Here is a 23597-nt window from a genome sequence, read left to right on the forward strand (position 1 = left end):
AGATTGATTGCTGTCACGTGCCAGCAATCAATCCCACATTTAGCTATCTGGATATCGACTAAACTTAATATTACTTATTCCTCTATTTATCACTGGCTGATTAACACAATGATGTTCATGGTGTGGACACAGAGCGATGTATTGAAATACCACCAGCTTAAATAAGACGGCCGTATTTTTTTAATCTTGATGCTATTAATTCGTATTGGAATATTTGTCATTTATCCTATTTTATTTATTTAAAAATAGTGCTATCCAATGGTTACAGTGGTAATTCATTTACGTAATACGACTGCCAAGCGCTTCTTTTACATAGGAATTCATCATGAAGCCCAAAAAAACAGCAGCATCGCAGGATGCCACGCAGTCTGAATACGACGAAAGTAGTGCGTTATTAAGTGCATTGGACCGCTCATTAGCCATCATTGAGTTTGATCTCAACAGTCGCATAATTGCGGTTAATCAAAACTACCTTGATTATTTTGGCTATCAACGTGATGAAGTCATTGGTCAACATCATCTTATGTTTTGCCATCCACAATATGCCAGTAGCGACGAGTATCAGACACTGAAGAAATCTTTACTGGCGGGGAAGTCCGTTGAGGGCCGTTTTGAACGATTGCACAAAGACGGATCCACGGTCTGGCTGGCCGCCATCTATCAACCGGTACCAGGCCCAGGGGGTAGCGTTACCCGGATGGTGAAAATTGCTAAGGACATTACTTTTTTAATTGAGCAACAAAAAGCCACTCAAGAGTGGGTAGAACTTTTAACCCAATTAACTGATCGCAGCGACAGCGCAATGTTTATTGCCGCTAATAGTGATCACGGGCAACAAGCAGTTTATATTAATCAAGGTTTTACTAAGTTATTCGGTTATACACCCGAACAGGCTCTGGGCCAGAGCATGGTCGATTTACTCCAGAGTGCACATCCTGAACAACTGGGGTTAATTGATTCCACTTCGCCAAATTCACATCAGCAATTACTACCCAAAGAGTTATTCTACAGCAAAGACAAACAGCCGCATTGGTGTTCCGCCATTATCAACTCGCTAGTTGATGAGCAGGGTAAACCGAGTTATAGCATTGGTGTGTTGACTGATATCACGCTGACCAAAATGTATGAAGTGTTGCAATATAAGGTGCTGGAAGCACTGGTTAAAGAGCTGCCACTGGAAGAAGTGATGTCTTTGCTGTGCCGCGAAGTTGAGCGGATTGCCCCCGAGGTGACCGCCAGTATTTTGCAAGCCAGCGGGCACAACTACCTCAGCCATCTCGCAGCACCCAACCTACCCCTGATTTATACTGCGGCGCTGGCCTGTGTGCCTATTGGCCCGGTATCTGGCTCATGTGGCACCGCCGCATTTCGTAAAGAACCGGTTGAAGTCCATGATATTGCCACTGACCCATTATGGGAGAACTATCGGCACCTAATTCTACCCCATGGTTTGTTAGCTTGTTGGTCGACGCCTATTCTGTCAAGCCAGGGGGATGTTCTGGGCACATTTGCCTTTTACTACAAAGAAGTGCAAGGCCCCAGCGAGTTCCACCATCAGTTGGTCAAATTAATCGCAAATTTGTGCTCATTGGCGATGGAACGGGAGCAATCACGTCAGCAAATTCAGCATTTGGCTTTTTATGATTCCCTGACTGGCTTGCCTAACCGCACTCAGTTTCTGGTTTATGCCAAACAAGCTATCGCCCTTGCCGCTGAAATGGATTACACACTGGCAGTATTAATCATTAATCTGGACCGTTTTAAACAAGTTAATGATTCACTCGGCCTGGCCGCCGGTGATGAATTACTTGCCTTGATTGCCCAACGGTTGCGCAACGACATGCCAAAAAGTGACATTATCGGCCGCTTATCGGGCGACGAGTTTATTATCATTTTAGCCCCCTGCACCATGCAGCAGGCTACCGTGAAAGTTGAGAAAATGCTCAGTCTGCTGTCTCAGCCCTGTCAGATAGCCAACGTCAATATTATTCCTTCGGCCAGTGTCGGGATCAGTTTGTATCCTGAGAATGGTTTAGAAATGGATGCGCTGATGAATCACGCCGACATTGCCATGCATAAAGCCAAGAATATGGGACATGGTCATTTCAATTTCTTCAGTGCAGAGATGAATAATCTCAATCAACAGCGCCAGGATATGGAAGATGCTCTGCGTCATGCATTTCATATCGGGTCTCTTGAGTTATTTTATCAACCACAAGTGATGTTAAAAGATGGGCACCTATATGGTGTGGAAGCCCTTAGTCGCTGGGTTCACCCCATACTGGGGAACATTCCTCCACAGCGTTTTATTCCTATTGCTGAAGAGTGCGGGCTGATCAACGAACTGGCTCTGTGGGCGATTGAGACGGCTTGTCAACAGTTGGCGGACTGGCGTTTACGGAGTATTGATGTGCCCTCGGTTTCAGTGAACTTATCGCCGACCAATTTCCATAATCCAGGCTTGCCGGACATGATTTTACATATCTTGCAGCATTACCACTTGCCGCCGCAGGATCTCACGCTGGAAATCACCGAAGACATATTAATTGCAAATAATCCGGCGATTTTTGCCACTATAGAAAAAATTCATCGACTGGGCGTGCGTTTATCAATGGATGACTTTGGTACCGGCTATTCCAGTCTGAGTTATCTGCGCCATTTGGATCTTGATGAAATCAAACTGGATAAAAGTTTTGTCCATGATCTTGAGCATGACGAAACCAGCCGAACGTTAAGTGAGGCGGTGATCCGTATTGGTGAAAGTTTGCAACTATCAGTGATTGTCGAAGGGGTAGAAAACGAGGCGCAACGTACATTATTGAGCCGCCAAGGTTATCAAATAGGCCAAGGTTTTCTTTTTTCCGAGGCATTACCTGCCGTGAAACTAGAACAGTGGTTAGAGCATCGCACGACTAGTAGCAGTAGCTAATCAATAACAAGAGATTAATTATTAGTTGTAGTACCCTATTAGTCGATTTAGAACACCAATAGGTGACATTGTCACTATCGTTTGGTTGGCTATGGCTAACCTTTTCTTTCGTCGATAAATTCTTTATTCTTGTCGCCTTTGCAATCTGGATGTTGTTTTTTTGTTATGCAAAAATTTCTTTTTCTGCTGTTAAGCCTGATTCTGCTCGGCCCATTGGGCATCGACCTCTACTTACCCACGATTCCCGCGATAGCCAAGGGGCTAAACAGTAGCGAGTCGCTGATTCAATCCACTATTGCCTTGTTTATTCTGGTACTGGGTATTGGTCAGCTGATTGCTGGGCCATTAGTCGATAAGTATGGGCGTAAACCCATAGCCATCATCGGTATTATTCTCTACATGCTGGGGGCCGCGATGGCTGCACTGGCAGTCAGCCCGCTGATGTTTGTCAGTTCTCGCCTGTTACAAGGTGTCGCTGTTTGCTGTACTGCGGTGGTGGCATTCAGTGGGGTGCGTGACCGCCTCAACGGTAATGAGGCCGCGCGCGCTTTTGGTTTCCTTAATGGGACGTTAAATATCGTACCCGCATTGGCCCCCTTGCTCGGTGGTTTATTGGCGGAAGCCTTTGGCTGGCGCGCCCCATTCTGGTTCCTGGCGTTATATGGCTTGCTGGTATTAATTCTGATAATTATCTTCCTGCCAGAAACACGGCCAGCGGGTACCCAAGCCGTTAAGGGCTTGCCGATAAAGAACTATCTGCGCATCTTACGTGATGACCGTTTTCTGATTTTCGCACTGGTGAACGCGGGCGCTATGGGCATGGCCTTAACTTATGTCTCGCTGGCACCCAACGTATTGATGGTGGGCGCAGGACTCAGTCCATTACAGTTCTCACTGGTGTTCGGTGCCAATGGCTTTTGGATCATGGCGGTCAGTTTTATTGCTAACCGTATTATCCAAAAAATCGGCCGCCCTACCTGCCTGATGACCGGCAGCCTGTTGATGGCGCTGGGGTGTCTAGGGTTATTATTTGGTCTGACGCAACTGTCGGCAGAAATACAGCAACACTGGCTGGTGTATATGTTACCCGTTGCCAGTGCCTGTGCCGGTTTAGCCTTTATGATGGGGCCAGCCACCAGTTATGCATTGGAGCCCTATGCCAATGAAGCCGGTGTCGCCTCCGCGCTGGTGGGTTTTGTGCAAATGGCCGGGGGAGCTGGATTAGGCTTGCTGGCAATGTCCTTACCAATTGAGCCTAAATTATCACTCGCCATCGTAATGCTGGCAGGGTGTCTACTGGCTTGGCAGGCACGCCGTGCCAGTAAGCATGTCCGTGGTAACTTGCAGAAAATAAACTAAAAACAACCTAAGTGCGCTCGGTGATGACGCTAACGCGACTCGCCAGTGCACACATCAACTCATACCCCACGGTGCCTGCCGCCGCCGCCACATCATCGATAGGAAGATTATCCCCCCAGATCTCAACTTTACTCCCCATTTGCGCCTGCGGACAGGGTGTCAAATCTACGGTTAGCATATCCATTGAAATCGACCCCACCGTATGAGTCAGTATGCCATCCACCCTGATGGGCGTGCCGCTGGGAGCCAGCCGTGGATAACCATCAGCATAACCGCAGGCGACGACACCGATGCGCTGTGTGCCTGTGGCACTGTAGCGGCTGCCATAGCCAACACTGTGCCCTGCTGAGAGCGTCTGTATGGCGATAATTTCGCTGTGCAGCTCCATTACCGGGCGCAATCCAATGCCAGCGATATCGCTTACATCACCACTGGGTGACGCGCCATAGAGGATAATACCTGGCCGCACCCAATCAAAGTGGGTTTCAGGATTGCGCAATATTGCCGCCGAGTTGGCAAAGCTGCGCGCAGCCACCAGATGCCCACTGGCCTGCTGAATCTGCGTGAATTGCTCGCTGGCACCAATATGGTTATCTGCATTGGCAAAGTGGCTCATTAGCGTCACCTTGCCGATGTTATTTATACTGTTAGCCCATTGCCAGATGGCCTCTGCCTGCCCGATGGGAAAACCTAAGCGATTCATGCCGCTATTAAGTTTTAAATAAATATCGAGTGGTGTGCTCAGCCGCGCCGCTTTGATGGCGTCAAGCTGCCAGTCACTGTGTACCACGGTGGTTAACCGGTAGTGGTCGATCAGGACTATATCTTGCGCACGAAAGAACCCCTCAAGCAGCAAAATTGGCCCTTGCCAGCCCTGTTCACGCAACATTATCGCTTCATTTAAATCCAATAACGCAAAACCATCGGTTGCATCCAGCCCTTGCCAAATGCGGGCCAGACCATGGCCGTAGGCATTGGCTTTTACCACTGACCAAATTTTAGCGGCCCCGGCAAGACGGCGAACAATACTGAGGTTATGGCGTAAGGCAGATAAATGAAGCGTAGCGGATATCGGGCGAGGCATGCTTTTTCCTTCTTGGGCGGTATTCAATTATTTACAGCCCGCCAGTGGGCTGTAATGATCAATCGGCGCCTTTTAGCGCACAGGGTGAATGTCGTGTAAAGGCGTGATATTCAGTGGCCGAAAGCCCGCGCTATAACGCGCGACAGATAAATCATCCGCCAGAATCGCTGGGCGACGCCCATACATAATATCAGCCAATAATTGACCCGACCCACAGGCCATGGTCCAGCCCAAGGTGCCATGGCCGGTATTCAGATAGAGATTCTTAAGCGAGGTTCGCCCGACAATGGGCGTACCATCAGGTGTCATCGGGCGCAGCCCGGTCCAGAACGTGGCCTGACTGATATTGCCCCCATGAGGGTACAAATCACCCACCACCATTTCCAGCGTCTCACGACGTGCTGGTGCCAATTGAGTATTAAATCCAACGATTTCCGCCATCCCCCCAACCCGAATCCTGTCATCAAAGCGCGTAATGGCAATCTTGTAGGTCTCATCCAGCACGGTGGAGAAAGGTGCCGAGGCCGGATCTGTAATAGGAATAGTGAGTGAATAACCTTTTAGTGGATAAACAGGAATCGAGACCAGCCCGGCTAACAGCTCCGTAGAGTAAGCACCGAAGGCCACTACATAGGCATCAGCGTTAATAATATCGTCGCCACACAGCACACCGGCGATTTGGTCACCGTCCACCAGCAATTTATCCACCGAGCGATTGAACACAAACTTAACCCCAGCCCGCTCGGCCATTTGGGCTAAGCGTTCAGTAAACAGTTTGCAGTCGCCGGTTTCATCATTAGGTAAACGTAAACCACCGGTCAGTTTATGTGCTACTTTCGCCAATGCCGGTTCCACTGTTGCCAGTTGATCAGCCGTTAGCAGTGAATATGGCACCCCCGCATCATCTAACACCGCAATATCCTTGGCGGCGTTATCAAATTGCTGTTCGGTACGGAACAGTTGCAGTGTTCCCCCCTGACGGCCTTCATACTGAATACCGGTGTCTTCACGCAGCTCTTTTAAACAGTCGCGACTGTATTCTGCCAGACGCACCATACGGCTTTTGTTGAGCATGTAGTGGGAAGTGTCGCAGTTTCTCAGCATCTGCCACATCCAGCGTAGCTGGAAGCTGCTGCCGTCAAGGTGGATTGCCAACGGCGCATGGCGTTGGAACATCCATTTAATGGCCTTCAGAGGAACCCCAGGCGCAGCCCAAGGTGCCGCATATCCCGGCGATATCTGACCTGCGTTACCGGCACTGGTTTCCTGCGCGGGCCCCTGCTGACGGTCAATCACCGTAACATCATGCCCGTCTTTGGCTAAGTACCAGGCACTGGCTACCCCCACCACACCGCTTCCTAAAATGACAATGCGCATACCTTCCTCCCCCCAAACAACACCTAAAGCATAATATTCTGTTGACAGAAAATTAACTCAGCAGAAAAATCTAGCCAACATATTAATGCCAGGTCGTGACTTAATTCACAATTAATTTACAATGCAATTACTTTTCAGTTCAATAGCGTTAGGAAAATAGCGATAAGATGCTATTTTTGCCCAATTAAACGTCTAAAAGGAGAGAAAGCGCCATAATACCCACAATTAGCAGCATGAATAATTGGCATGTTGTGTAAGACTCTTTTACTAGTTTTATATTCCATAATTAGACCAATAAATCAGAATAATAATCTATAAAATCTAATTAATCGTACAGACTGATACGACAGCAATGATTCTGGCACGAACCGGCAGTCAACCTACCTGTTGTTTGAAAGATGGCGGATATTCATTGACATAAGGTCTTGCCATGCCTCAACTTGTTAATCTTGAGCTAGGATTATTGAAGTGACCAGTATTTTGCAGGGTTATAAAACCGTGAGGATGCGCTATGACAACTTCAACACCGAAACAAACCGCGCAAGATAAGCGCCTGACTGACGGCCCAGACTGGACATTTGAATTGTTGCAGGTCTATCTGGACCAAATAGACCGGGTGGCAAAACATTACCGGCTAGATACTTACCCCCACCAGATAGAGGTTATTACCTCCGAACAGATGATGGATGCCTATTCAAGTATCGGTATGCCTATCAACTATACCCATTGGTCTTTTGGTAAGAAATTTATCGAAACAGAGCAAAAATATAAGCACGGTCAGCAAGGATTAGCGTACGAGATTGTGATTAACTCCAATCCTTGCATCGCTTATTTAATGGAAGAAAATACTATTACCATGCAAGCCTTAGTCATGGCTCACGCCTGCTATGGACATAACTCTTTCTTTAAGAATAATTACTTATTTCGAGCCTGGACCGATGCCAGTTCGATAGTGGATTATTTGTTGTTTGCTCGTCATTACATCAGTGAATGCGAGGAACGTTATGGGGTGGAAGAAGTAGAGCGGCTACTCGACTCCTGTCATGCCCTGATGAATTATGGGGTGGACCGCTATAAACGTCCGCAAAAGATCTCTTTAGTGGAGGAAACCGCCCGGCAGAAAAGCCGCGAGGAGTATCTGCAAAGTCAGGTCAACTCGTTGTGGAAAACCCTACCGCGCAAGGATCGAGGGGAAGTCCAAGCCCAGGCTCAACGCTATCCCAGTGAACCGCAGGAGAACCTGCTCTATTTCATGGAGAAAAATGCTCCGCTGCTGGAGTCATGGCAACGCGAAGTGCTGCGAATAGTCCGCAAAGTCAGCCAATATTTTTATCCACAAAAACAGACACAAGTGATGAATGAAGGTTGGGCCACCTTCTGGCATTACACCATTCTTAACCATCTGTACGATGAGGGTAAGGTCACTGACCGCTTTATGATGGAGTTCTTGCACAGCCACACCAACGTTGTGTATCAACCGCCGTATAACAGCCCTTATTACAACGGTATTAACCCGTATGCCCTTGGCTTTGCCATGTTCCAAGATATCAAGCGTATTTGCCAATCACCGACTGAGGAGGACTATTATTGGTTCCCGGATATCGCCGGTAAAGATTGGTTGGATACGTTGCATTTTGCCATGCGCGACTTTAAGGATGAAAGCTTCATCAGCCAGTTCTTATCACCGAAAGTAATGCGTGACTTCCGGCTATTCACCGTGCTGGATGATGATAAGCATAACTATCTGGAGATTTCAGCCATTCATAATGAAGAAGGTTATCGGGCTATACGTAATGAATTGTCTGCTCAATATAACTTGAGTAATCACGAACCAAACATTCAGGTATGGAACGTTGATCTGCGCGGAGACCGCTCCCTGACCCTGCGCTATATTCCTCATGATCGGGCACCACTGGATAAGAGCCGTCAGCAAGTGATGAAACATATTCACCGGCTATGGGGGTTTGATATTCATATGGAACAACTGAATGACGATGGCTCGATTGAGCTACTCGACAGCGTGCCGCCAAGAGCCAATAAGCTCTAGCACAGGGCAGACGAGGTGGATAACCGCGCGAGCTATTGCGCTACATCTTGCCATGAAAAAGGGGCATTTAATGCCCCTTTTGCGTTGCAATTTTACGCGATATTCGCCTAACGGCGTGCTTCGGCCAAATCACTTGGCATCGTGCCCTGCATGCTGTGCCAAATAGCACCACTCTCTTTACCGTATGCTCTCAGGCACTCTGACACCTGATCATGGGCTTTTTCATCACACAGCGTTGACAGTTTGCTGTAGAAAGTCAGTGCCAGCTTACGGGCTTCAGGATTCGAGAAATAGTAACGCCCAACCCGGGTATAAAGCCCTTTCATGCCATTTAGGATCAACCCATAAATAGGGTTACCCGAAGCAAAAGCCAAACCACGGAAAATACCGTAATCCAGTGCGGTGAAAGCCTCGGCGTGATCATCAACTGTTTGAGCTTGTGCCAGGATTTCCTGTGCTTTCTCTGGATGATTACGGATTGCCGTGCGAACGAAGATGGTAGCGATATTTGTTCTGACTGCCAGTAAGTTGTCTATCAATTGTGGCACGCTGTCGTGGTCAAGTCGCGCCAGTGTTTCCAGAATATTAAGACCAGACGTTTCCCAAAAATTGTTTACTTTCGTCGGTTTACCATGCTGAATAGTGAGCCAGCCATCGCGGGCTAAGCGTTGTAACACTTCACGCAATGTAGTGCGAGTCACTCCAATCAGCTCTGAAAGTTCACGCTCCGCGGGCAAAATAGTGCCTGGAGGGAAGCGATTATTCCAAATACTTTCAATAATATACTCTTCCGCGAAACCGGCAGGACTTTGCGCCTTTATAACCATATTTTTGACGTTCCGTAGCGATACATATCAGCAATTTAGTGCGCTCATCATACCAGACGACGCTATCGTGACATAGCATCAGGACCGAACAAATGGTGAAAGTAGTCATAAAGTTGCAAAAATTGCGCAGATGGAATGATGTACAGATTATACGTATTGCTTTTAGAGCAATGACGTAAGGTAAAATGTAACTTTAGGCAGTAATTGCACCATAATAATTTTAATAAGGAGACTGTAACTCACAATGGATATGACCATTAGACAAGCTGTACTCAAGAATTTTCTGGGGAATTCACCTGATTGGTACAAGCTGGCAATTATCGGGTTTCTCATTATTAACCCACTGGTATTCTTTTTTGTCAGCCCATTTATTGCTGGCTGGATGTTGGTGGTCGAATTTATCTTTACACTGGCTATGGCGCTAAAATGTTACCCACTGCAACCGGGGGGTTTATTGGCCATTCAAGCCGTTGCCATCGGTATGACCAGCCCACATCAGGTGGCAGAAGAAATTGCTAATAATCTGGAAGTGCTGCTGTTGTTGGTGTTTATGGTGGCAGGTATCTATTTCATGAAGCAGTTATTACTGTTTGTATTTACCAAACTGCTGCTGAACATTCGCTCAAAAATCGTTCTTTCATTAGCCTTCTGTGTCGCCTCTGCCTTCCTTTCGGCATTCCTTGATGCCTTAACTGTAATCGCCGTGGTTATCAGTGTTTCTGTTGGTTTTTATACTATCTATCATCATGTTGCATCAAACCATACCGATAAAGATATCACCGACGACAGTTGGATCGATAATCAGGAAAACCGTAAAACGTTGGAGCAATTCCGCGCTTTCTTGCGTAGCCTGATGATGCATGCGGGTGTGGGTACTGCGCTGGGTGGCGTAATGACCATGGTTGGCGAGCCGCAGAACCTGATTATCGCTAAGAGTGCCGGTTGGAACTTTACCGACTTCTTTATTCGCATGCTGCCCGTGACGTTACCCGTCCTGTGTTGCGGATTATTGGTTTGTCTGCTGGTAGAACGTTTTAAACTGTTTGGTTATGGTGCACAGCTTCCCGAGCGCGTTCGTCAGGTTTTGACTGACTATGATCAACAAGCCAGTGCGAAACGGAGCAAGCAAGAGAAAGTGAAGCTTCTGATTCAGGCCTTGATCGGTGTTTGGTTGGTGCTCGCATTGGCCCTGCATTTAGCCGAGGTAGGCTTGGTCGGATTATCGGTGATTATACTCGCCACCTCCCTCTGCGGAATTACCAATGAACATGCACTGGGTAAGGCATTTCAGGAGGCATTGCCTTTTACTGCCCTACTCACGGTGTTTTTTGCCGTGGTTGCCGTCATTATTGAGCAGAGCCTCTTCTCACCGATTATTCAGTTTGTTTTACAATCTTCACCATCAGCACAGTTATCACTGTTTTATCTGTTTAATGGCTTACTCTCTTCGGTATCCGACAATGTATTTGTCGGTACGGTTTATATCAATGAGGCGCGCACTGCATTTGAGCACGGTATTATTTCGCTTCAGCAATTTGAGTTATTGGCTGTTGCCATCAATACCGGGACCAACCTCCCCTCAGTTGCCACACCGAACGGCCAAGCCGCTTTTCTGTTCCTGCTAACCTCCGCGCTGGCCCCTTTAATTCGTCTTTCTTATGGGCGCATGGTGTATATGGCACTCCCCTATACTATTGTGATGACCCTCGTCGGTCTGTTAGGCGTGGAGTACTTATTAGTGCCAATAACCGAATGGATGATGCAAAGTGGCTGGATAAGTTTGCCTCATCTGGCAGCCGGAGCTAGCATCACACATTGATCGCTTGCATTATAGTATCTGCCAGCCCTACACTTTTGGTCGCCGCGGGGGCTGTTATTAGCTTCGAGGGATTATGGGCTGGCAAAACAAACCAAATATCTCACCCAAAGTAAAATTCAGGCTTGTGATAACTTGTCACGCGCGAGAAAGAGCTGATTTTTGCCTAATTTTACCTTTGGGTGGCTGGCAGCAAAGATGAATTGGTTTACACTGCCGGTACAATTGCTTACTGCATGGAAAATAAAGATATGTTGCAATTCCTTAACCGCTGCTCTAAAGGGCGCGGTGCTTGGCTTTTAATGGCCCTGACTGCACTTGCACTAGAATTGGTCGCACTCTATTTTCAACACGTGATGTTGTTACAGCCTTGTGTAATGTGTATTTACGAACGTGCTGCGTTATTCGGTATTCTCGGTGCGTCGTTGTTGGGTGCCATTGCACCTAAATCGCCCTTGCGCTACCTGGCAATCTTTATCTGGATCTACAGCGCATGGCGCGGTGTTCAGCTAGCCTGGGTACACACTATGCTGCAACTCCATCCTTCACCGTTCACGACCTGTGATTTCTTTGTCAGCTTCCCGTCATGGCTGCCACTAGACAAATGGCTGCCCGCTATTTTTGTTGCCAGTGGTGATTGCTCGGTAAAACAATGGGCATTTATGTCATTAGAAATGCCGCAATGGTTGGTCGGTATCTTTGCTGCATACTTATTGATTGGCGTATTGGTGCTGATCAGCCAATTCGTTAAACCGAAAAGACGTGACCTGTTTAGTCGATAATTTCAAACATATCTTTATCTGACAATGGCACCTCAGGGTGCCATTTCTTTTGGATGACAGTGCATTAACGGATGATCCCGCGCGCTGAGCGAGAGAAAAAAGATTTATAAGACTGAAGTATTTGCCATTCTCTGGCCAAAACCTCAATGTCCTGACTGACATCCGCCACCAACTTACCGGTATGGTAAATAAGCTGATAGGCGTTTTGAACCGCTTGGCAATCATCACTGTTCAACCAGTCGTCCCCCATTCCTGCTGCTCGGATACCCACCGGCACGGCACGATTACCCCCCGCAATCACATAAGGGGGGATATCCTGCACCACGCAGGCGCTTTCATTGACCAAGGCATGGGTGCCAATAACACAAAACTGGTGCACAGCACTGGCCGCGCAGATAATGGCGAAATTATCGACCTCTACATGTCCGGCTAATCCTACATTCGACGCCAATAAGCAGTGGTTACCGATAATGCAGTCATGGCCAATATGCACATGATTCATCAGACTATTGTCATTACCGATACGTGTTATACCGTGTCCTTGAGCCGTGCCACGGTGTATCGTGACATTTTGCTGAATCAAATTGCGGTCGCCAATGATAACCTGGGTAGGCTCCCCCTGGTACTTAAGATCCTGATTAACCTCTCCAATAGAGGAAAATTGTCCAATATTATTGTCACATCCAAGCTCGGTAATACCATTAATTACAATATGCGATTTAAGCACCGTGCCGGAACCAATAGTGACTTGAGAACCAATGTAACAAAAGTGACCAATCTGTACATTCGCACCAATCACCGCACCCTTCTCAATAATTGCAGAAGCAGAAACTATCGCGGTGTTATCAATCAAGCTATTTAACTCTCCAGATGGAGGACTCACATTACTACTTTGTGGGTAACTTCAGCGTCGACTAAGGACTAATCCATCCAGTGGTTTAATCAAATTTACAGCCATAAATGGTCATACAACGAAAAAAGGCCACCATAAGGCAGCCTCATTTTAATTCGATTATAAACTAGTTAAGCTGTGGTATGGGTACAAATGTACTGATTAGCCTGCTCACCATCAACCACCGCCAAACGGATTGGCAGCGCGGAAATATTGAGAGAAGCAATAACTTGCTCCTGGCTGTTGGCATTTTGGAATATTAACGCCTCGCCCTGACCTTCTGGATTAACTTTTACAAACTGGAACACTGATTTATCAATGGTCAATTGCTGATTCGGGCCGTCTAACACTGCGGTCAGGCTGCCTCCCTCTTTCAATTTACAATCAAGATTTATCAATGAGGCCCCAGCGGCCTGAACCTGGTGCGAAATGCTACCTAAAGTAGCAGATATGCCGATGATAACAGCGGCCAACGTTGAATATTTCATTTTATTAAGTTTCTTGGTTAAATTTCGGCGTTAGTATGCCATATCTGGCGTCTGAATAGGCATCTGTTGTCTGAGAGGCTTCAATATAAATTACATATATATCAATGGTTATCTGGCCCACTGCGGTTTATTCAAAATGTGGTCTTGCCAGTCGATAACCTCGCTCTCACGTACGGCAATATGGCGTACCGAGATCCGCTCACCGTGCATCGCAGATTTTGAACCGGCTAACAGTGGATGCCAACTCGCCAGGCCACGCCCCTCGCCCACCATCCGATAAGCACAGGTGGGTGGCAACCACTCAAACGTTACCAAATTCTCTCGGGTTAACTTGATGCAGTCTTCTTCTAATTCAAAGCGGCGCTCATAATTACGGCACTGGCAGGTTTTGAGATTGAGCTGATCACAGGCCACATTGGTGAAATAGATTTCATCCGTGTCCTCATCAATCAGTTTATTCAAGCAACATTGGCCGCATCCGTCGCACAGTGATTCCCATTCACTATCTGACATTTCAGCGAGTGTTTTTTGTTGCCAAAAAGGAAGTTGTGACATATCGGTATCCGGTGTGAATAAATGAGCGGGTCGTTATAGACGCTTTGGCGGTCAGATGCAAGTGTTGCCGCCCAGCCTGATGGCATAAGCGGCAGCGATGCTCTTAGATTATGCGGGTACTCAACGTTTTACCATTTAGCATAACTTTCAGCATATCGCCTGATTTCATCGGCCCGACGCCCTGTGGAGTGCCCGTCAGAATGATATCGCCAGCACGCAAAGTAAAGAAACGGCTGATGTAACTGATTAGCGGAATGATGGGGGTGATCATATCACGCGTGTTGCCTTGCTGACGGACCTCATCGTTAATGATAAGCGATAAGTCAGCCTGTTGCGCATCACCAAACTCCGCCACCGGTATAAAACCGGAAATCGGGCAAGAACCGTCAAATGCTTTCGATTTCTCCCACGGCTGACCAGCCTTTTTCAAGCCAGATTGCAGCTCACGCAGTGTCAAATCCAATGCGACACCGTAACCGGCGATTGCGCGTGCCACTCGGTCTTCACTGGCTTGTTTTAACGGAGTACCGATCAAAACGGCTAATTCTACTTCATGATGAACCTCACCGAACTCTTTCGGGATCGATACCGGCTGGCGAATATCACATAGCGCTGTTTCAGGTTTAATAAACAGCACCGGTTCAACTGACACAGTACTCCCCATCTCTTTAATATGTTCGGCATAGTTACTGCCAACGCAAACCACTTTACTCACTGGAAAATCCAGCAAAGCCCCTTGCCAGTCTCTATGTTGATACATACTGCCTCTCCTGAATTAACATCCTGTCTGAATTTACATCTTGATTGGCTCTTGCCGCAGCGACACAACCAAGTCATACCACGATTAGGTGTTCGCAGACATTATTGACTTACGCTATCTGCCATCATACCAATACTAATAGCGAAATAGTAAGAACGGTTCCAGTGCATAATGGTACGAAAATTATCATAAACCAGAAACGCCCGCCCTTGCACATCATCAGGTACGATGACCCAAGCCCGGAGATCTGAGTTGGCAAAGTTACCGCCGGGTATCGCCATTACCCCGAGTTGCTGCCATTGGGCGACGCTTTTGGCTTGGCTGTCTTTTAAGCCCGCCAGCTTAATATCAAATCCTTCGGGCAGCGTCGCTTCCTGGCCCCAATCAACACCCGGTTTCCAACCTTCAGTAGACAGATAGTTAGCTGTCGAAGCAAAGACATCATCGATATTATTCCAAATATCAATTTTCCCATCGCCATCCCCGTCAGCGCCATAGGTCAGGAAAGAGCTAGGCATAAATTGACTCTGCCCCATCGCACCAGCCCATGATCCTTTCAACTCGGGGTCATCAACTTTGCCTTGCTGAATGATTTGCAATGCAGCTATCAGCTCTTTAGTGAAGAATGCCTCACGCCGCCCTTCAAATGCCATGGTGGATAAGGCAGAGATGACATCCTCTTTACCTTGAAACTTGCCAAACCCACTTTCCATGCCCCACAGCGCCACGATGTAACGCTCAGGCACACCATAGCGCGCAGTAACTTGTGATAACTGAGGCTGATAGCGCTGATAAATCTCTTTACCTTGCGCGACTTTCGCCTCTGTCAGAACTCTGGTCAGGTAATCATCCAGTGTGACTTTCTTTTCTAACTGATTGCGGTCTGACTGAATGACTCGGTCAACAAAATGAATATTGGCAAACGCTTTATCAAGCGTAGCCTCGCTGATCCCCTTTGCACGAGCTTGGGCCTTTAATTGTTCGACATAAGCAGGAAACTGCGCTGGATCACGCCCTTGCTGGGATAATGTCATTTTAGTACTGTTCTTGGCCGCAGCCGGTGGTGAATCCAGCATGGTTGGTGGCGCGGTTGCTGGTGTTGGTGCCGCAATCGGGGCCGCAGCATTTTTATTGGCACATCCCACTGAGATGAGCGTCACCAGAGCAACTGCAATCATTGACAATTTCATCGACGCATTCCTGTGTAAAACAACAACCAGAGAGGAAGCTGGAAATATAAAATCAACCGGGGCTGATACATGGACATCCACCTTAGGGTTGTGATGGATGCCATCACGGTAGGCAGTTTTGATGAAAATCAACGTTATACGGTAGTATCGCCCAAGTGCATTTTCAACAAACTTTCGAGTGGCGGTGGGACTTGCAGATAAAAACCCTGCTCAATGAGTGCACTTTTTACCTTCTCGACATCCGCTGTCGCCAACGTTTTGCGTTCATTTAATGAAAGCAGCATCGCAAATTGCGGCTTGCCAAAACTGGTAAGTAATTCAGCCGGCACTCTGGAAAAATCATCTTTCTTTTCAATATATAGGTAGGTTTGATCCCGTTTCGGGCTTCTATAGATAGCACACAGCATGTTTGGACTCTATTTGATAAATTCAATAATGAGACTGTATATACCCTAAATCATTCGAGTTACAAGAAGGCGGCCAACGCACATGCAGCTTGAAGTATTACGGGTATAGTTAGCATAGTATTATAACACGCTAGCCTGGCTCAGATGCTTGGGATATCAATAGATATTGATGCCTATACTGCTAGCACAGGGATCAGATACAGCATATTGACGTTTATCATTTTCGGCGCGCCGAGCTGGGTAATGTTCTTGCTGTTGGCATTTAGCCTGCTTTTCGTTTTCCCGTTTTGCCGCTTCGGCATCTATCCGCGCTTTCTCCTCATCCAATTGCTTTTGCCATGACTCAGCACTTGTCGCCACCGATCCAAGCGCCTTACGTTTTTCAAGATAATCGGTGGGAACCTTACTGTCTTTTGGGATTTCGGCGTGATAGCCAAAGTCAGCCCATGCAGTAAATGCAACAGGTAAAGCCATAACACAGATAAATGATAGTGGGATGAAATTCCTTTTCATCGTTGATGTTCCTCAGATAGATTGATGCAGAAACCGCAAAATATCACAAAATGATTATCATTCTCAATATAGAATCATTAAAAATAGCACTGATTAGTGCCATTTATCACTCAGCTTTAATTACCCATGCCAGCGGCAATGTGGTGATACACAGATTACTGGGTGAGATTTCTCTGAAATAATAGTGTGAGGTATTTCACTAAGTCGATAATAACCACACTCAATATCTCTATTTCATCATCTTGAAAGTGATAATAATGGTGAGTCATTACTCTATTTTATAAAAAACAACTTCATCTGATAAAAAAATGACTCATCTCTGATTAAAAATGGTCACTTTTATGGGCGACGTCAAACCCGCCATCAGCATGTTTGCTTGTTGAAAAAATACACAATTTAACGGTGGGAGTGATAACCGCCAAATATAGGCAGGTCAGGGCTAGCGAATAAGCGGAAGTTATGCTGTAATTTCTTGTCAGATTGAAGTCATTATGACCTTAAGATTTCAATATATTGATACGGATAGATTTATCTTTATATTACCTATAACATGCTTGGGAACATCAGAATATTGTACCCCGAGTGGTATTTTGGGGATTAAACGTAGCTGAAACTGAGTCAGGATAGATGTCACAATCGCCAATTGAGTTAAAAGGCAGTAGTTTTACCCTATCGGTCGTTCATTTACACGATTCACGACCGGAGGTAATCCGTCAGGCATTGCAGGAAAAGGTGGATCAAGCCCCCGCTTTCCTGAAAAACGCCCCTGTTGTGATTAACGTTGCAACGTTACCAAACGGTGCTAACTGGAAAGATCTCCAACAGGCTGTCACTTCAGCAGGTCTGCGTATTGTTGGCATCAGTGGTTGTCAGGATGAGCGTCAAAAACGGGCGATATCACGTGCAGGTTTGCCGTTATTGAGTGAGGGTAAAGGCCAGAAAATGGTACCCGAGCCCGTTATCAGCCCGCCGGAAAACGCGCCGACCAAGACACGTATCATCAACACACCTGTCCGTTCCGGCCAACAGATTTATGCCCGTAATTGCGATTTGATTGTTATCAGCAGTGTCAGTGCCGGTGCTGAATTAATTGCCGACGGCAATATTCATATCTATGGAATGATGCGAGGCCGTGCGCTAGCAGGTGCATCCGGGGATGCCCAATGCCAGATTTTTTGCACACATTTAGGCGCTGAGCTCGTCTCTATCGCGGGGCAGTACTGGTTAAGTGACCAGATCCCGCGTGAGTATTTTGGTCAGGCCGCACGTCTGCATCTGCTGGATAACGCATTAACTATACAACCTTTAAATTAAGCCCTTTTGACAAGGAATCCATTTCATGGCACGCATTATTGTTGTTACATCGGGTAAAGGGGGCGTTGGCAAGACCACATCAAGCGCGGCTATCGCAACCGGCTTGGCCCAAAAAGGTAAAAAAACCGTCGTTATCGATTTCGATATCGGCCTACGGAATCTAGACTTGATCATGGGATGTGAACGCCGGGTAGTTTATGATTTTGTTAATGTGATTCAAGGTGATGCCACTTTGAACCAAGCATTAATAAAAGATAAGCGTACAGATAATCTGTACATTTTACCGGCTTCTCAGACGCGCGATAAAGACGCCCTGACCAAAGAGGGTGTTGAAAAGATTTTAAACGATCTTGGCGATATGAATTTCGAGTTTGTGGTATGCGACTCCCCTGCGGGTATCGAAAGCGGCGCTTTGATGGCGCTCTATTTTGCTGACGAAGCCGTTATTACCACTAACCCTGAAGTCTCCTCGGTTCGTGACTCTGACCGCATCCTCGGGATACTGTCCTCCAAGTCGCGCCGCGCAGAGAATGGCCAGGATCCAATTAAAGAACATCTGCTGTTGACCCGCTACAATCCTGGGCGTGTTAATCGCGGCGATATGCTTAGCATGGAAGATGTCCTCGATATTCTGAGGATCCCACTGGTTGGCGTTATTCCAGAAGATCAATCTGTATTGCGCGCCTCGAACCAAGGCGAGCCAGTGATTCTGGACAAAGAGTCAGATGCCGGTAAAGCTTATGACGATACCGTTGACCGTTTGCTAGGAGAAGAACGCCCCTTCCGCTTCATCGAAGAAGAGAAGAAGGGCTTCCTGAAACGCCTTTTTGGGGGATAAACCATGGCTTTGTTAGACTTTTTTCTGTCCCGCAAAAAACCGACAGCCAATATAGCCAAGGAACGGCTGCAAATTATCGTCGCTGAGCGTCGTCGTGGGGACAGTGAGCCCCATTATTTGCCTGACTTGAAACGCGATATTTTGGCGGTTATTTGTAAATATATACAGATCGATCCTGAAATGCTGCATGTGCAATTCGAGCAGAAAGGGGATGATATTTCGGTACTTGAACTTAACGTGACATTACCGGAAACGGAAGAAACGCCTAAATGATTTCTTCGCAATAACTACCCCCTGTATTTATTTACAGGGGGTACTTTCATTTAGTTAACTGTATATATATCCAGCCCATTGTGCTATTCAATATATCTGTCACTGAAACAAGAAAAATCTTAATCTCTATTTCAATTAGTCATAAAGTACTTATGAATTAAAATTGAAACACCCAGAGTGAAGCCCACCCCACTCTGAATATCGATTAATACTGTTTCAAAATCTCAGCCAATTCCGTAGACAACAAATCGCCCCGCCAGCCACTTAATAATTCAGGCTGAGTGTCAGTTGATTTTAGTTTCCAATGCCAACTGAGTAATTGGTTTATTTGACGACGTGACGCCAGTAACTCACCACTCAGTCCACTACGTTCACTGACTGACTGGATCAACGCTTTAATATCTTTAAAGACTTTCTTGTAGCCGGGTTGGTCGATCAGGTTAGCTACCGGTTGCGGCAACTGCTCTTCCGTTACAGCATTCCCCTCAGCCACCAGCGCCAACAAGGTACGCCCATGATAGCGAATCTCCTGCCCACTCAGGCCAAGGGAATCTAACTCACCCAGCGAGGTTGGCTGATAACGGGCGACTTGCCACAGATTCTCTTCACGCACGACAAAGTTAACCGCCAGATCACGCTCACGCGCCTGACGCAAGCGCCATGCCGCCAGCTTCTGCAAACATGCCAACTGATGGCCACGTAACTGCCAGGCATTGGTTATCTCACGGTAGGCCAGCTCAGGGTCAAGTGTTTCACTGCGACGGCGACACAGTAGTTGGCATTCATCTATCGCTGCATCCATTCGCCCAGCAGCTTCGGTGGCTTCCACTAATTTAGCTGCCAAAGGTAACAGATAGAAAACATCAGCGGCGGCATAATCACACTGTTTTTCACTGAGTGGACGGGCAATCCAGTCGGTACGTGATTCACTTTTATCTAGCTCAACACCTTCAAACTCATTTACCAGCATGGCAAAACCGCAAGACAGGGTTCGGCCAGAAAATGCCGCCAATACCTGAGTATCAATCATCGGCGTTGGCATCCGGCTAAAGGCATTTAAGAACACCTCGAGATCTTCGCTACCAGCATGCAGATATTTCACCACATTCAAATCTTGCAGTAGCTCACTGAAAGGTTGCCATTCAGTGATGGGCAAGGGGTCTATGAGTGAAAGTTGTTCACCGTCATACAGTTGAATCAGGCCCAACTGAGGATAGTAGGTGCGCGTTCTGACAAATTCCGTATCCAGCGCGACATGAGCATGTGTCCGGGCTTGTTCGCAGACCTGCTGCAACGCACTATTGGTCGTGATCAACTGATAATTCAAAACGTGATTCTCTTGGTCGTTAGTCTATGACAAACACAACAACGCCGGCGATGACCGGCGTTGTTGATGATGATTGAGTGACGCTGTTAAGTTAGGCTGCGTCTTGGTTGCTACCTTTAGCCTTAACTTGTTCGTCACGCAGTTCCCTACGTAAAATTTTGCCGACATTCGATTTCGGCAACTCGTCGCGGAACTCTACTATTTTCGGTACTTTATACCCTGTAAGGTAGCGGCGGCAATGGGTTAGCAGCTCTTCAGGTGTCAGTGAGGCATCTTTTTTCACGACAAACAGTTTTACCGTCTCGCCAGAGACCTCATTAGGCACGCCAACCGCAGCAGATTCCAGCACTTTCGGATGTAACGCTACCACATCTTCAATCTCATTGGGGTAGACGTTGAAACCAGAGACCAGAATCATATCTTTTTTACGATCAACGATACGTAAAAAACCTTGTTCATCAAGGGTTGCGATATCGCCAGTTGCCAGCCAACCGTCTTTCAGCACTTCATCCGTCGCTTCTGGCCGCTGCCAATAGCCTAACATAACTTGTGGACCACGCACCCATAGTTCACCCGGTTCACCCAATCCAACTTCGTTACCCTCATCATCCACCAGCCGAACATCGGTAGAAGGGACAGGCAGACCAATGCTGCCACTGTAGTGTTTCAAATCATAAGGATTACCCGTCACTAACGGCGAGCACTCGGTCAAACCATAACCTTCCAGCAGATGTTTCCCAGTCAGTTTTTCCCATCGTTCAGCAACCGCTTTCTGCACTGGCATGCCGCCACCCACAGAAAGGCGCAGTGTGGAGAAATCTAACTTGGTGAACTCTTCATTATTCAACAAAGCATTAAATAACGTATTTACACCCGTCATGGCGGTGAATGGATAACGACTTAGCTCTTTTACCATTCCCGAAATATCACGCGGATTGGTTATCAATAAACTGCGCCCACCTAACTCAATAAACAGCAGGCAGTTCATGGTTAAAGCAAATATGTGATAGAGGGGGAGCGCCGTGACCACCAGCTCGTGGCCGGGTTGCAGCAAAGGTGCATAAGCCGCTTTCGCCTGCTCCAGGTTCGACTGCATATTGCGGTGTGTCAGCATTGCGCCTTTCGCCACCCCCGTCGTACCTCCGGTATATTGCAAAAATGCCAGGTCAGTATTGATAATATCCGGCTTAACATATTGCAGACGGCGACCTTTTTGTAGCGCAGTGCGAAACGAAATAGCATCGGGTAGATAATATTTCGGTACCAGTCGCTTGATGTATTTCACCACGAAATTAACCAGCGTCCCTTTGGCCGTCGACAACTGATCACCCATGCGAGTTAAGATGACATGTTTGACTTGGGTTTTAAAAACGATCTTTTCCAGCGTGTGAGCGAAGTTGGAGACAATAACGATTGCCACAGCTCCGCTGTCATTCAGTTGATGCTCTAACTCGCGCGGGGTATACAGCGGGTTAACATTCACCACCACCATACCCGCACGCAAAATACCAAACAAAGCTATGGGATATTGCAGCAGGTTGGGCATCATCAAGGCGACACGGTCACCTTTTTGTAACCCTAAACCTTGCTGTAGATAGGCGGCGAAAGCACGGCTACGCTCTTCCAACTTACGGAAGGTCATCACCTCCCCCATATTGATGAACGCAGGTTGGTCCGCATAACGCAGTGCGGCGTTCTCAAACATTTCCACCAAAGAAGAATAGCGATCCGGGTCAATCTCTGCGGGGACATCTGCCGGATAACGCTTTAGCCATACTTTTTCCAAGGTAGCACTCCTGAAATTATTATTGATCGCCAGAGTAAGACGCAAATTCACACCAGAACTTTAACAATATTTTAACTCAGCTTACCAGTTTGCTTTCAAACAATTTTGAGGTTGGGATATACGTCACTATTTTCTGGCGCCGAGATCTCAAAAATAACTAAGGCAGACAATGCCGCCCATTAAAATTCAATAAAATCAAAATATTACAGGCGATTTTTAACATTTAAAACTATAACTCTTTGATTATATAATCTTTTATGTTTTATCGACGTAAAAAAGGCGCTGAATTCAGCGCCCTTCATGCCATTACACCCTAACATCTGGCAGCAATTGAAACCGGTCAGACTACCTACTCCGTAACAATAGTTTGAATCTGTGCTGGTCCCGGGTTGTACCAACCACCCCATCCCGGCCCCCACATCCCAGGGTTGTGGTAACCCCACGGGCCCATTGCCGGTGGCATCATCACTTGTTGTGCAAGATTCCAACGTTTGTAACCTGTGGCATTTATCACCACAAAGTCATACGGCGTCATCCCAATTTTACCGGCTTCAACACCGGTAATCGGCCCAACCACGGTCACCAGGTGACCACGAAAATCAACTGGCTCAAGGAAACCATTAACATAGGCTATCACTCGCCCTTGCGACGGCTCCCCCAAAATAGGTCTGGCACCCGAGTCTAAGGGTACGCTGGCAATTTCAAGCCGGGTGCGATGCGCTTCGTTGGCCACATTGATGACGGTCCCACCAAAACGCGCCTCCTGGCCTATAAAGACCTTCGGATCGGTTCGAACCAAATTAAGATTTTGCTGCGGCGTCGCAGTGGTACCCTGAATAGCAGGCGGGACAGTAACACAGCCGGACAGAAGCAAAACGCCCAATCCTAGCCAGCCACACGTCCATTTACGGCTTCTATTCTTTATAGATTGAGTTGTTGACGTATTTATCGCCATAGTGTGCTGCTCCTTATCATATCTATAGCTATCTGAATATTTTAGACTCTAAACAGGATGACAAGTTGCTATATCGTT

At 47.1% G+C, this 23597-nt stretch carries 21 protein-coding genes; 8 read left to right on the forward strand and 13 right to left on the reverse strand.

The window, feature by feature from the left end:
- Positions 1-325 precede the first annotated feature (325 nt).
- Positions 326-2929 carry a bifunctional diguanylate cyclase/phosphodiesterase gene (locus tag V2A84_RS08330; protein ID WP_083158974.1) on the forward strand — a complete coding sequence of 868 codons (2604 nt, stop codon included), beginning with the start codon at positions 326-328 and terminating at the stop codon, positions 2927-2929.
- Between the two features lie 165 nt (positions 2930-3094).
- On the forward strand, positions 3095-4288 hold the full coding sequence (locus tag V2A84_RS08335; protein ID WP_083158975.1) for a Bcr/CflA family efflux MFS transporter: 1194 nt from the start codon (positions 3095-3097) through the stop codon (positions 4286-4288).
- Between the two features lie 7 nt (positions 4289-4295).
- On the opposite strand, the gene dadX is transcribed toward V2A84_RS08335, so the two are convergent.
- Positions 4296-5372 carry a catabolic alanine racemase DadX gene (gene dadX / locus V2A84_RS08340; RefSeq protein WP_372569135.1) on the reverse strand — a complete coding sequence of 359 codons (1077 nt, stop codon included), beginning with the start codon at positions 5370-5372 and terminating at the stop codon, positions 4296-4298.
- Positions 5373-5444: 72 nt separating this feature from the next.
- The gene (locus tag V2A84_RS08345; RefSeq protein WP_083158977.1) at positions 5445-6749 is read right to left on the reverse strand and encodes a D-amino acid dehydrogenase; all 1305 of its coding nucleotides are present in this window, start codon (positions 6747-6749) and stop codon (positions 5445-5447) included.
- A 511-nt stretch (positions 6750-7260) separates the two neighbouring features.
- Between V2A84_RS08345 and V2A84_RS08350 the strand changes: the two genes are divergently transcribed.
- A complete protein-coding gene (locus V2A84_RS08350) occupies positions 7261-8796 on the forward strand; it encodes a SpoVR family protein (RefSeq protein ID WP_083158978.1) in 1536 nt (511 codons plus the stop codon).
- A gap of 107 nt (positions 8797-8903) precedes the next feature.
- On the opposite strand, the gene fadR is transcribed toward V2A84_RS08350, so the two are convergent.
- Entirely contained in the window at positions 8904-9623 is a 720-nt protein-coding gene (gene fadR / locus V2A84_RS08355) for a fatty acid metabolism transcriptional regulator FadR (RefSeq protein WP_083158979.1), read from the reverse strand.
- A gap of 244 nt (positions 9624-9867) precedes the next feature.
- On the opposite strand from fadR, the gene nhaB reads away from it, so the two are divergent.
- Entirely contained in the window at positions 9868-11442 is a 1575-nt protein-coding gene (nhaB, locus tag V2A84_RS08360; protein ID WP_083158980.1) for a sodium/proton antiporter NhaB, read from the forward strand.
- 248 nt (positions 11443-11690) lie between these two features.
- Positions 11691-12221: a disulfide bond formation protein DsbB gene (gene dsbB / locus V2A84_RS08365; RefSeq protein ID WP_032907594.1), complete on the forward strand. Its 531-nt coding sequence runs from the start codon at positions 11691-11693 to the stop codon at positions 12219-12221.
- Positions 12222-12285: 64 nt separating this feature from the next.
- On the opposite strand, the gene lpxA is transcribed toward dsbB, so the two are convergent.
- From lpxA to V2A84_RS08400, 7 genes are all read right to left on the reverse strand, one after another.
- On the reverse strand, positions 12286-13074 hold the full coding sequence (gene lpxA, locus V2A84_RS08370) for an acyl-ACP--UDP-N-acetylglucosamine O-acyltransferase (RefSeq protein ID WP_083158981.1): 789 nt from the start codon (positions 13072-13074) through the stop codon (positions 12286-12288).
- A 170-nt stretch (positions 13075-13244) separates the two neighbouring features.
- Complete coding sequence (locus V2A84_RS08375) at positions 13245-13601, reverse strand: hypothetical protein (RefSeq protein ID WP_083158982.1); 357 nt, start codon at positions 13599-13601, stop codon at positions 13245-13247.
- Positions 13602-13709: 108 nt separating this feature from the next.
- A complete protein-coding gene (locus V2A84_RS08380; RefSeq protein WP_005190942.1) occupies positions 13710-14156 on the reverse strand; it encodes a YcgN family cysteine cluster protein in 447 nt (148 codons plus the stop codon).
- Positions 14157-14259: 103 nt separating this feature from the next.
- Positions 14260-14916: a fumarylacetoacetate hydrolase family protein gene (locus V2A84_RS08385; protein WP_083158983.1), complete on the reverse strand. Its 657-nt coding sequence runs from the start codon at positions 14914-14916 to the stop codon at positions 14260-14262.
- Positions 14917-15017: 101 nt separating this feature from the next.
- Entirely contained in the window at positions 15018-16106 is a 1089-nt protein-coding gene (locus V2A84_RS08390; protein WP_193784667.1) for a lytic murein transglycosylase, read from the reverse strand.
- Between the two features lie 134 nt (positions 16107-16240).
- Positions 16241-16513: a YcgL domain-containing protein gene (locus V2A84_RS08395; RefSeq protein ID WP_083158984.1), complete on the reverse strand. Its 273-nt coding sequence runs from the start codon at positions 16511-16513 to the stop codon at positions 16241-16243.
- A 156-nt stretch (positions 16514-16669) separates the two neighbouring features.
- Positions 16670-17026, reverse strand: coding sequence for a hypothetical protein (locus tag V2A84_RS08400; protein WP_193784668.1), 357 nt, complete (start codon positions 17024-17026; stop codon positions 16670-16672).
- Between the two features lie 627 nt (positions 17027-17653).
- On the opposite strand from V2A84_RS08400, the gene minC reads away from it, so the two are divergent.
- From minC to minE, 3 genes are read left to right on the forward strand one after another with little or no spacing between them, the layout of a single operon-like run.
- The gene (minC, locus tag V2A84_RS08405) at positions 17654-18340 is read left to right on the forward strand and encodes a septum site-determining protein MinC (RefSeq protein ID WP_442848698.1); all 687 of its coding nucleotides are present in this window, start codon (positions 17654-17656) and stop codon (positions 18338-18340) included.
- 25 nt (positions 18341-18365) lie between these two features.
- Positions 18366-19178 carry a septum site-determining protein MinD gene (gene minD, locus V2A84_RS08410; RefSeq protein ID WP_005190923.1) on the forward strand — a complete coding sequence of 271 codons (813 nt, stop codon included), beginning with the start codon at positions 18366-18368 and terminating at the stop codon, positions 19176-19178.
- Between the two features lie 3 nt (positions 19179-19181).
- Positions 19182-19451 carry a cell division topological specificity factor MinE gene (gene minE, locus V2A84_RS08415; RefSeq protein ID WP_002211180.1) on the forward strand — a complete coding sequence of 90 codons (270 nt, stop codon included), beginning with the start codon at positions 19182-19184 and terminating at the stop codon, positions 19449-19451.
- A gap of 205 nt (positions 19452-19656) precedes the next feature.
- Here minE and rnd read toward each other — a convergent pair whose 3' ends face one another.
- The 3 genes from rnd to V2A84_RS08430 form a co-directional block, all read right to left on the reverse strand.
- Positions 19657-20778, reverse strand: coding sequence for a ribonuclease D (gene rnd / locus V2A84_RS08420; protein WP_442848699.1), 1122 nt, complete (start codon positions 20776-20778; stop codon positions 19657-19659).
- A 91-nt stretch (positions 20779-20869) separates the two neighbouring features.
- Positions 20870-22564: a long-chain-fatty-acid--CoA ligase FadD gene (gene fadD / locus V2A84_RS08425; RefSeq protein ID WP_083158988.1), complete on the reverse strand. Its 1695-nt coding sequence runs from the start codon at positions 22562-22564 to the stop codon at positions 20870-20872.
- A 349-nt stretch (positions 22565-22913) separates the two neighbouring features.
- Entirely contained in the window at positions 22914-23519 is a 606-nt protein-coding gene (locus V2A84_RS08430; RefSeq protein WP_372569132.1) for a Slp family lipoprotein, read from the reverse strand.
- Positions 23520-23597: the final 78 nt, after the last annotated feature.

The organism is Yersinia sp. 2553 StPb PI (assembly GCF_052217105.1).
Classification (GTDB): Bacteria; Pseudomonadota; Gammaproteobacteria; order Enterobacterales; family Enterobacteriaceae; genus Yersinia; species Yersinia enterocolitica_E.

What these genes read in the sequence shown, in the direction of transcription:
- V2A84_RS08375 (WP_083158982.1), bottom strand. Translation starts at nt 13,601, where the DNA reads ATGAAATATTCAACGTTGGCCGCTGTTATCATCGGCATATCTGCTACT.
- nhaB (WP_083158980.1), top strand. Translation starts at nt 9,868, where the DNA reads ATGGATATGACCATTAGACAAGCTGTACTCAAGAATTTTCTGGGGAAT.
- V2A84_RS08385 (WP_083158983.1), bottom strand. Translation starts at nt 14,916, where the DNA reads ATGTATCAACATAGAGACTGGCAAGGGGCTTTGCTGGATTTTCCAGTG.
- V2A84_RS08330 (WP_083158974.1), top strand. Translation starts at nt 326, where the DNA reads ATGAAGCCCAAAAAAACAGCAGCATCGCAGGATGCCACGCAGTCTGAA.
- V2A84_RS08380 (WP_005190942.1), bottom strand. Translation starts at nt 14,156, where the DNA reads ATGTCACAACTTCCTTTTTGGCAACAAAAAACACTCGCTGAAATGTCA.
- V2A84_RS08390 (WP_193784667.1), bottom strand. Translation starts at nt 16,106, where the DNA reads ATGAAATTGTCAATGATTGCAGTTGCTCTGGTGACGCTCATCTCAGTG.
- minC (WP_442848698.1), top strand. Translation starts at nt 17,654, where the DNA reads ATGTCACAATCGCCAATTGAGTTAAAAGGCAGTAGTTTTACCCTATCG.
- V2A84_RS08350 (WP_083158978.1), top strand. Translation starts at nt 7,261, where the DNA reads ATGACAACTTCAACACCGAAACAAACCGCGCAAGATAAGCGCCTGACT.
- V2A84_RS08395 (WP_083158984.1), bottom strand. Translation starts at nt 16,513, where the DNA reads ATGCTGTGTGCTATCTATAGAAGCCCGAAACGGGATCAAACCTACCTA.
- minE (WP_002211180.1), top strand. Translation starts at nt 19,182, where the DNA reads ATGGCTTTGTTAGACTTTTTTCTGTCCCGCAAAAAACCGACAGCCAAT.
- V2A84_RS08400 (WP_193784668.1), bottom strand. Translation starts at nt 17,026, where the DNA reads ATGAAAAGGAATTTCATCCCACTATCATTTATCTGTGTTATGGCTTTA.
- V2A84_RS08335 (WP_083158975.1), top strand. Translation starts at nt 3,095, where the DNA reads ATGCAAAAATTTCTTTTTCTGCTGTTAAGCCTGATTCTGCTCGGCCCA.
- dsbB (WP_032907594.1), top strand. Translation starts at nt 11,691, where the DNA reads ATGTTGCAATTCCTTAACCGCTGCTCTAAAGGGCGCGGTGCTTGGCTT.
- minD (WP_005190923.1), top strand. Translation starts at nt 18,366, where the DNA reads ATGGCACGCATTATTGTTGTTACATCGGGTAAAGGGGGCGTTGGCAAG.
- V2A84_RS08345 (WP_083158977.1), bottom strand. Translation starts at nt 6,749, where the DNA reads ATGCGCATTGTCATTTTAGGAAGCGGTGTGGTGGGGGTAGCCAGTGCC.
- fadR (WP_083158979.1), bottom strand. Translation starts at nt 9,623, where the DNA reads ATGGTTATAAAGGCGCAAAGTCCTGCCGGTTTCGCGGAAGAGTATATT.
- V2A84_RS08430 (WP_372569132.1), bottom strand. Translation starts at nt 23,519, where the DNA reads ATGGCGATAAATACGTCAACAACTCAATCTATAAAGAATAGAAGCCGT.
- dadX (WP_372569135.1), bottom strand. Translation starts at nt 5,372, where the DNA reads ATGCCTCGCCCGATATCCGCTACGCTTCATTTATCTGCCTTACGCCAT.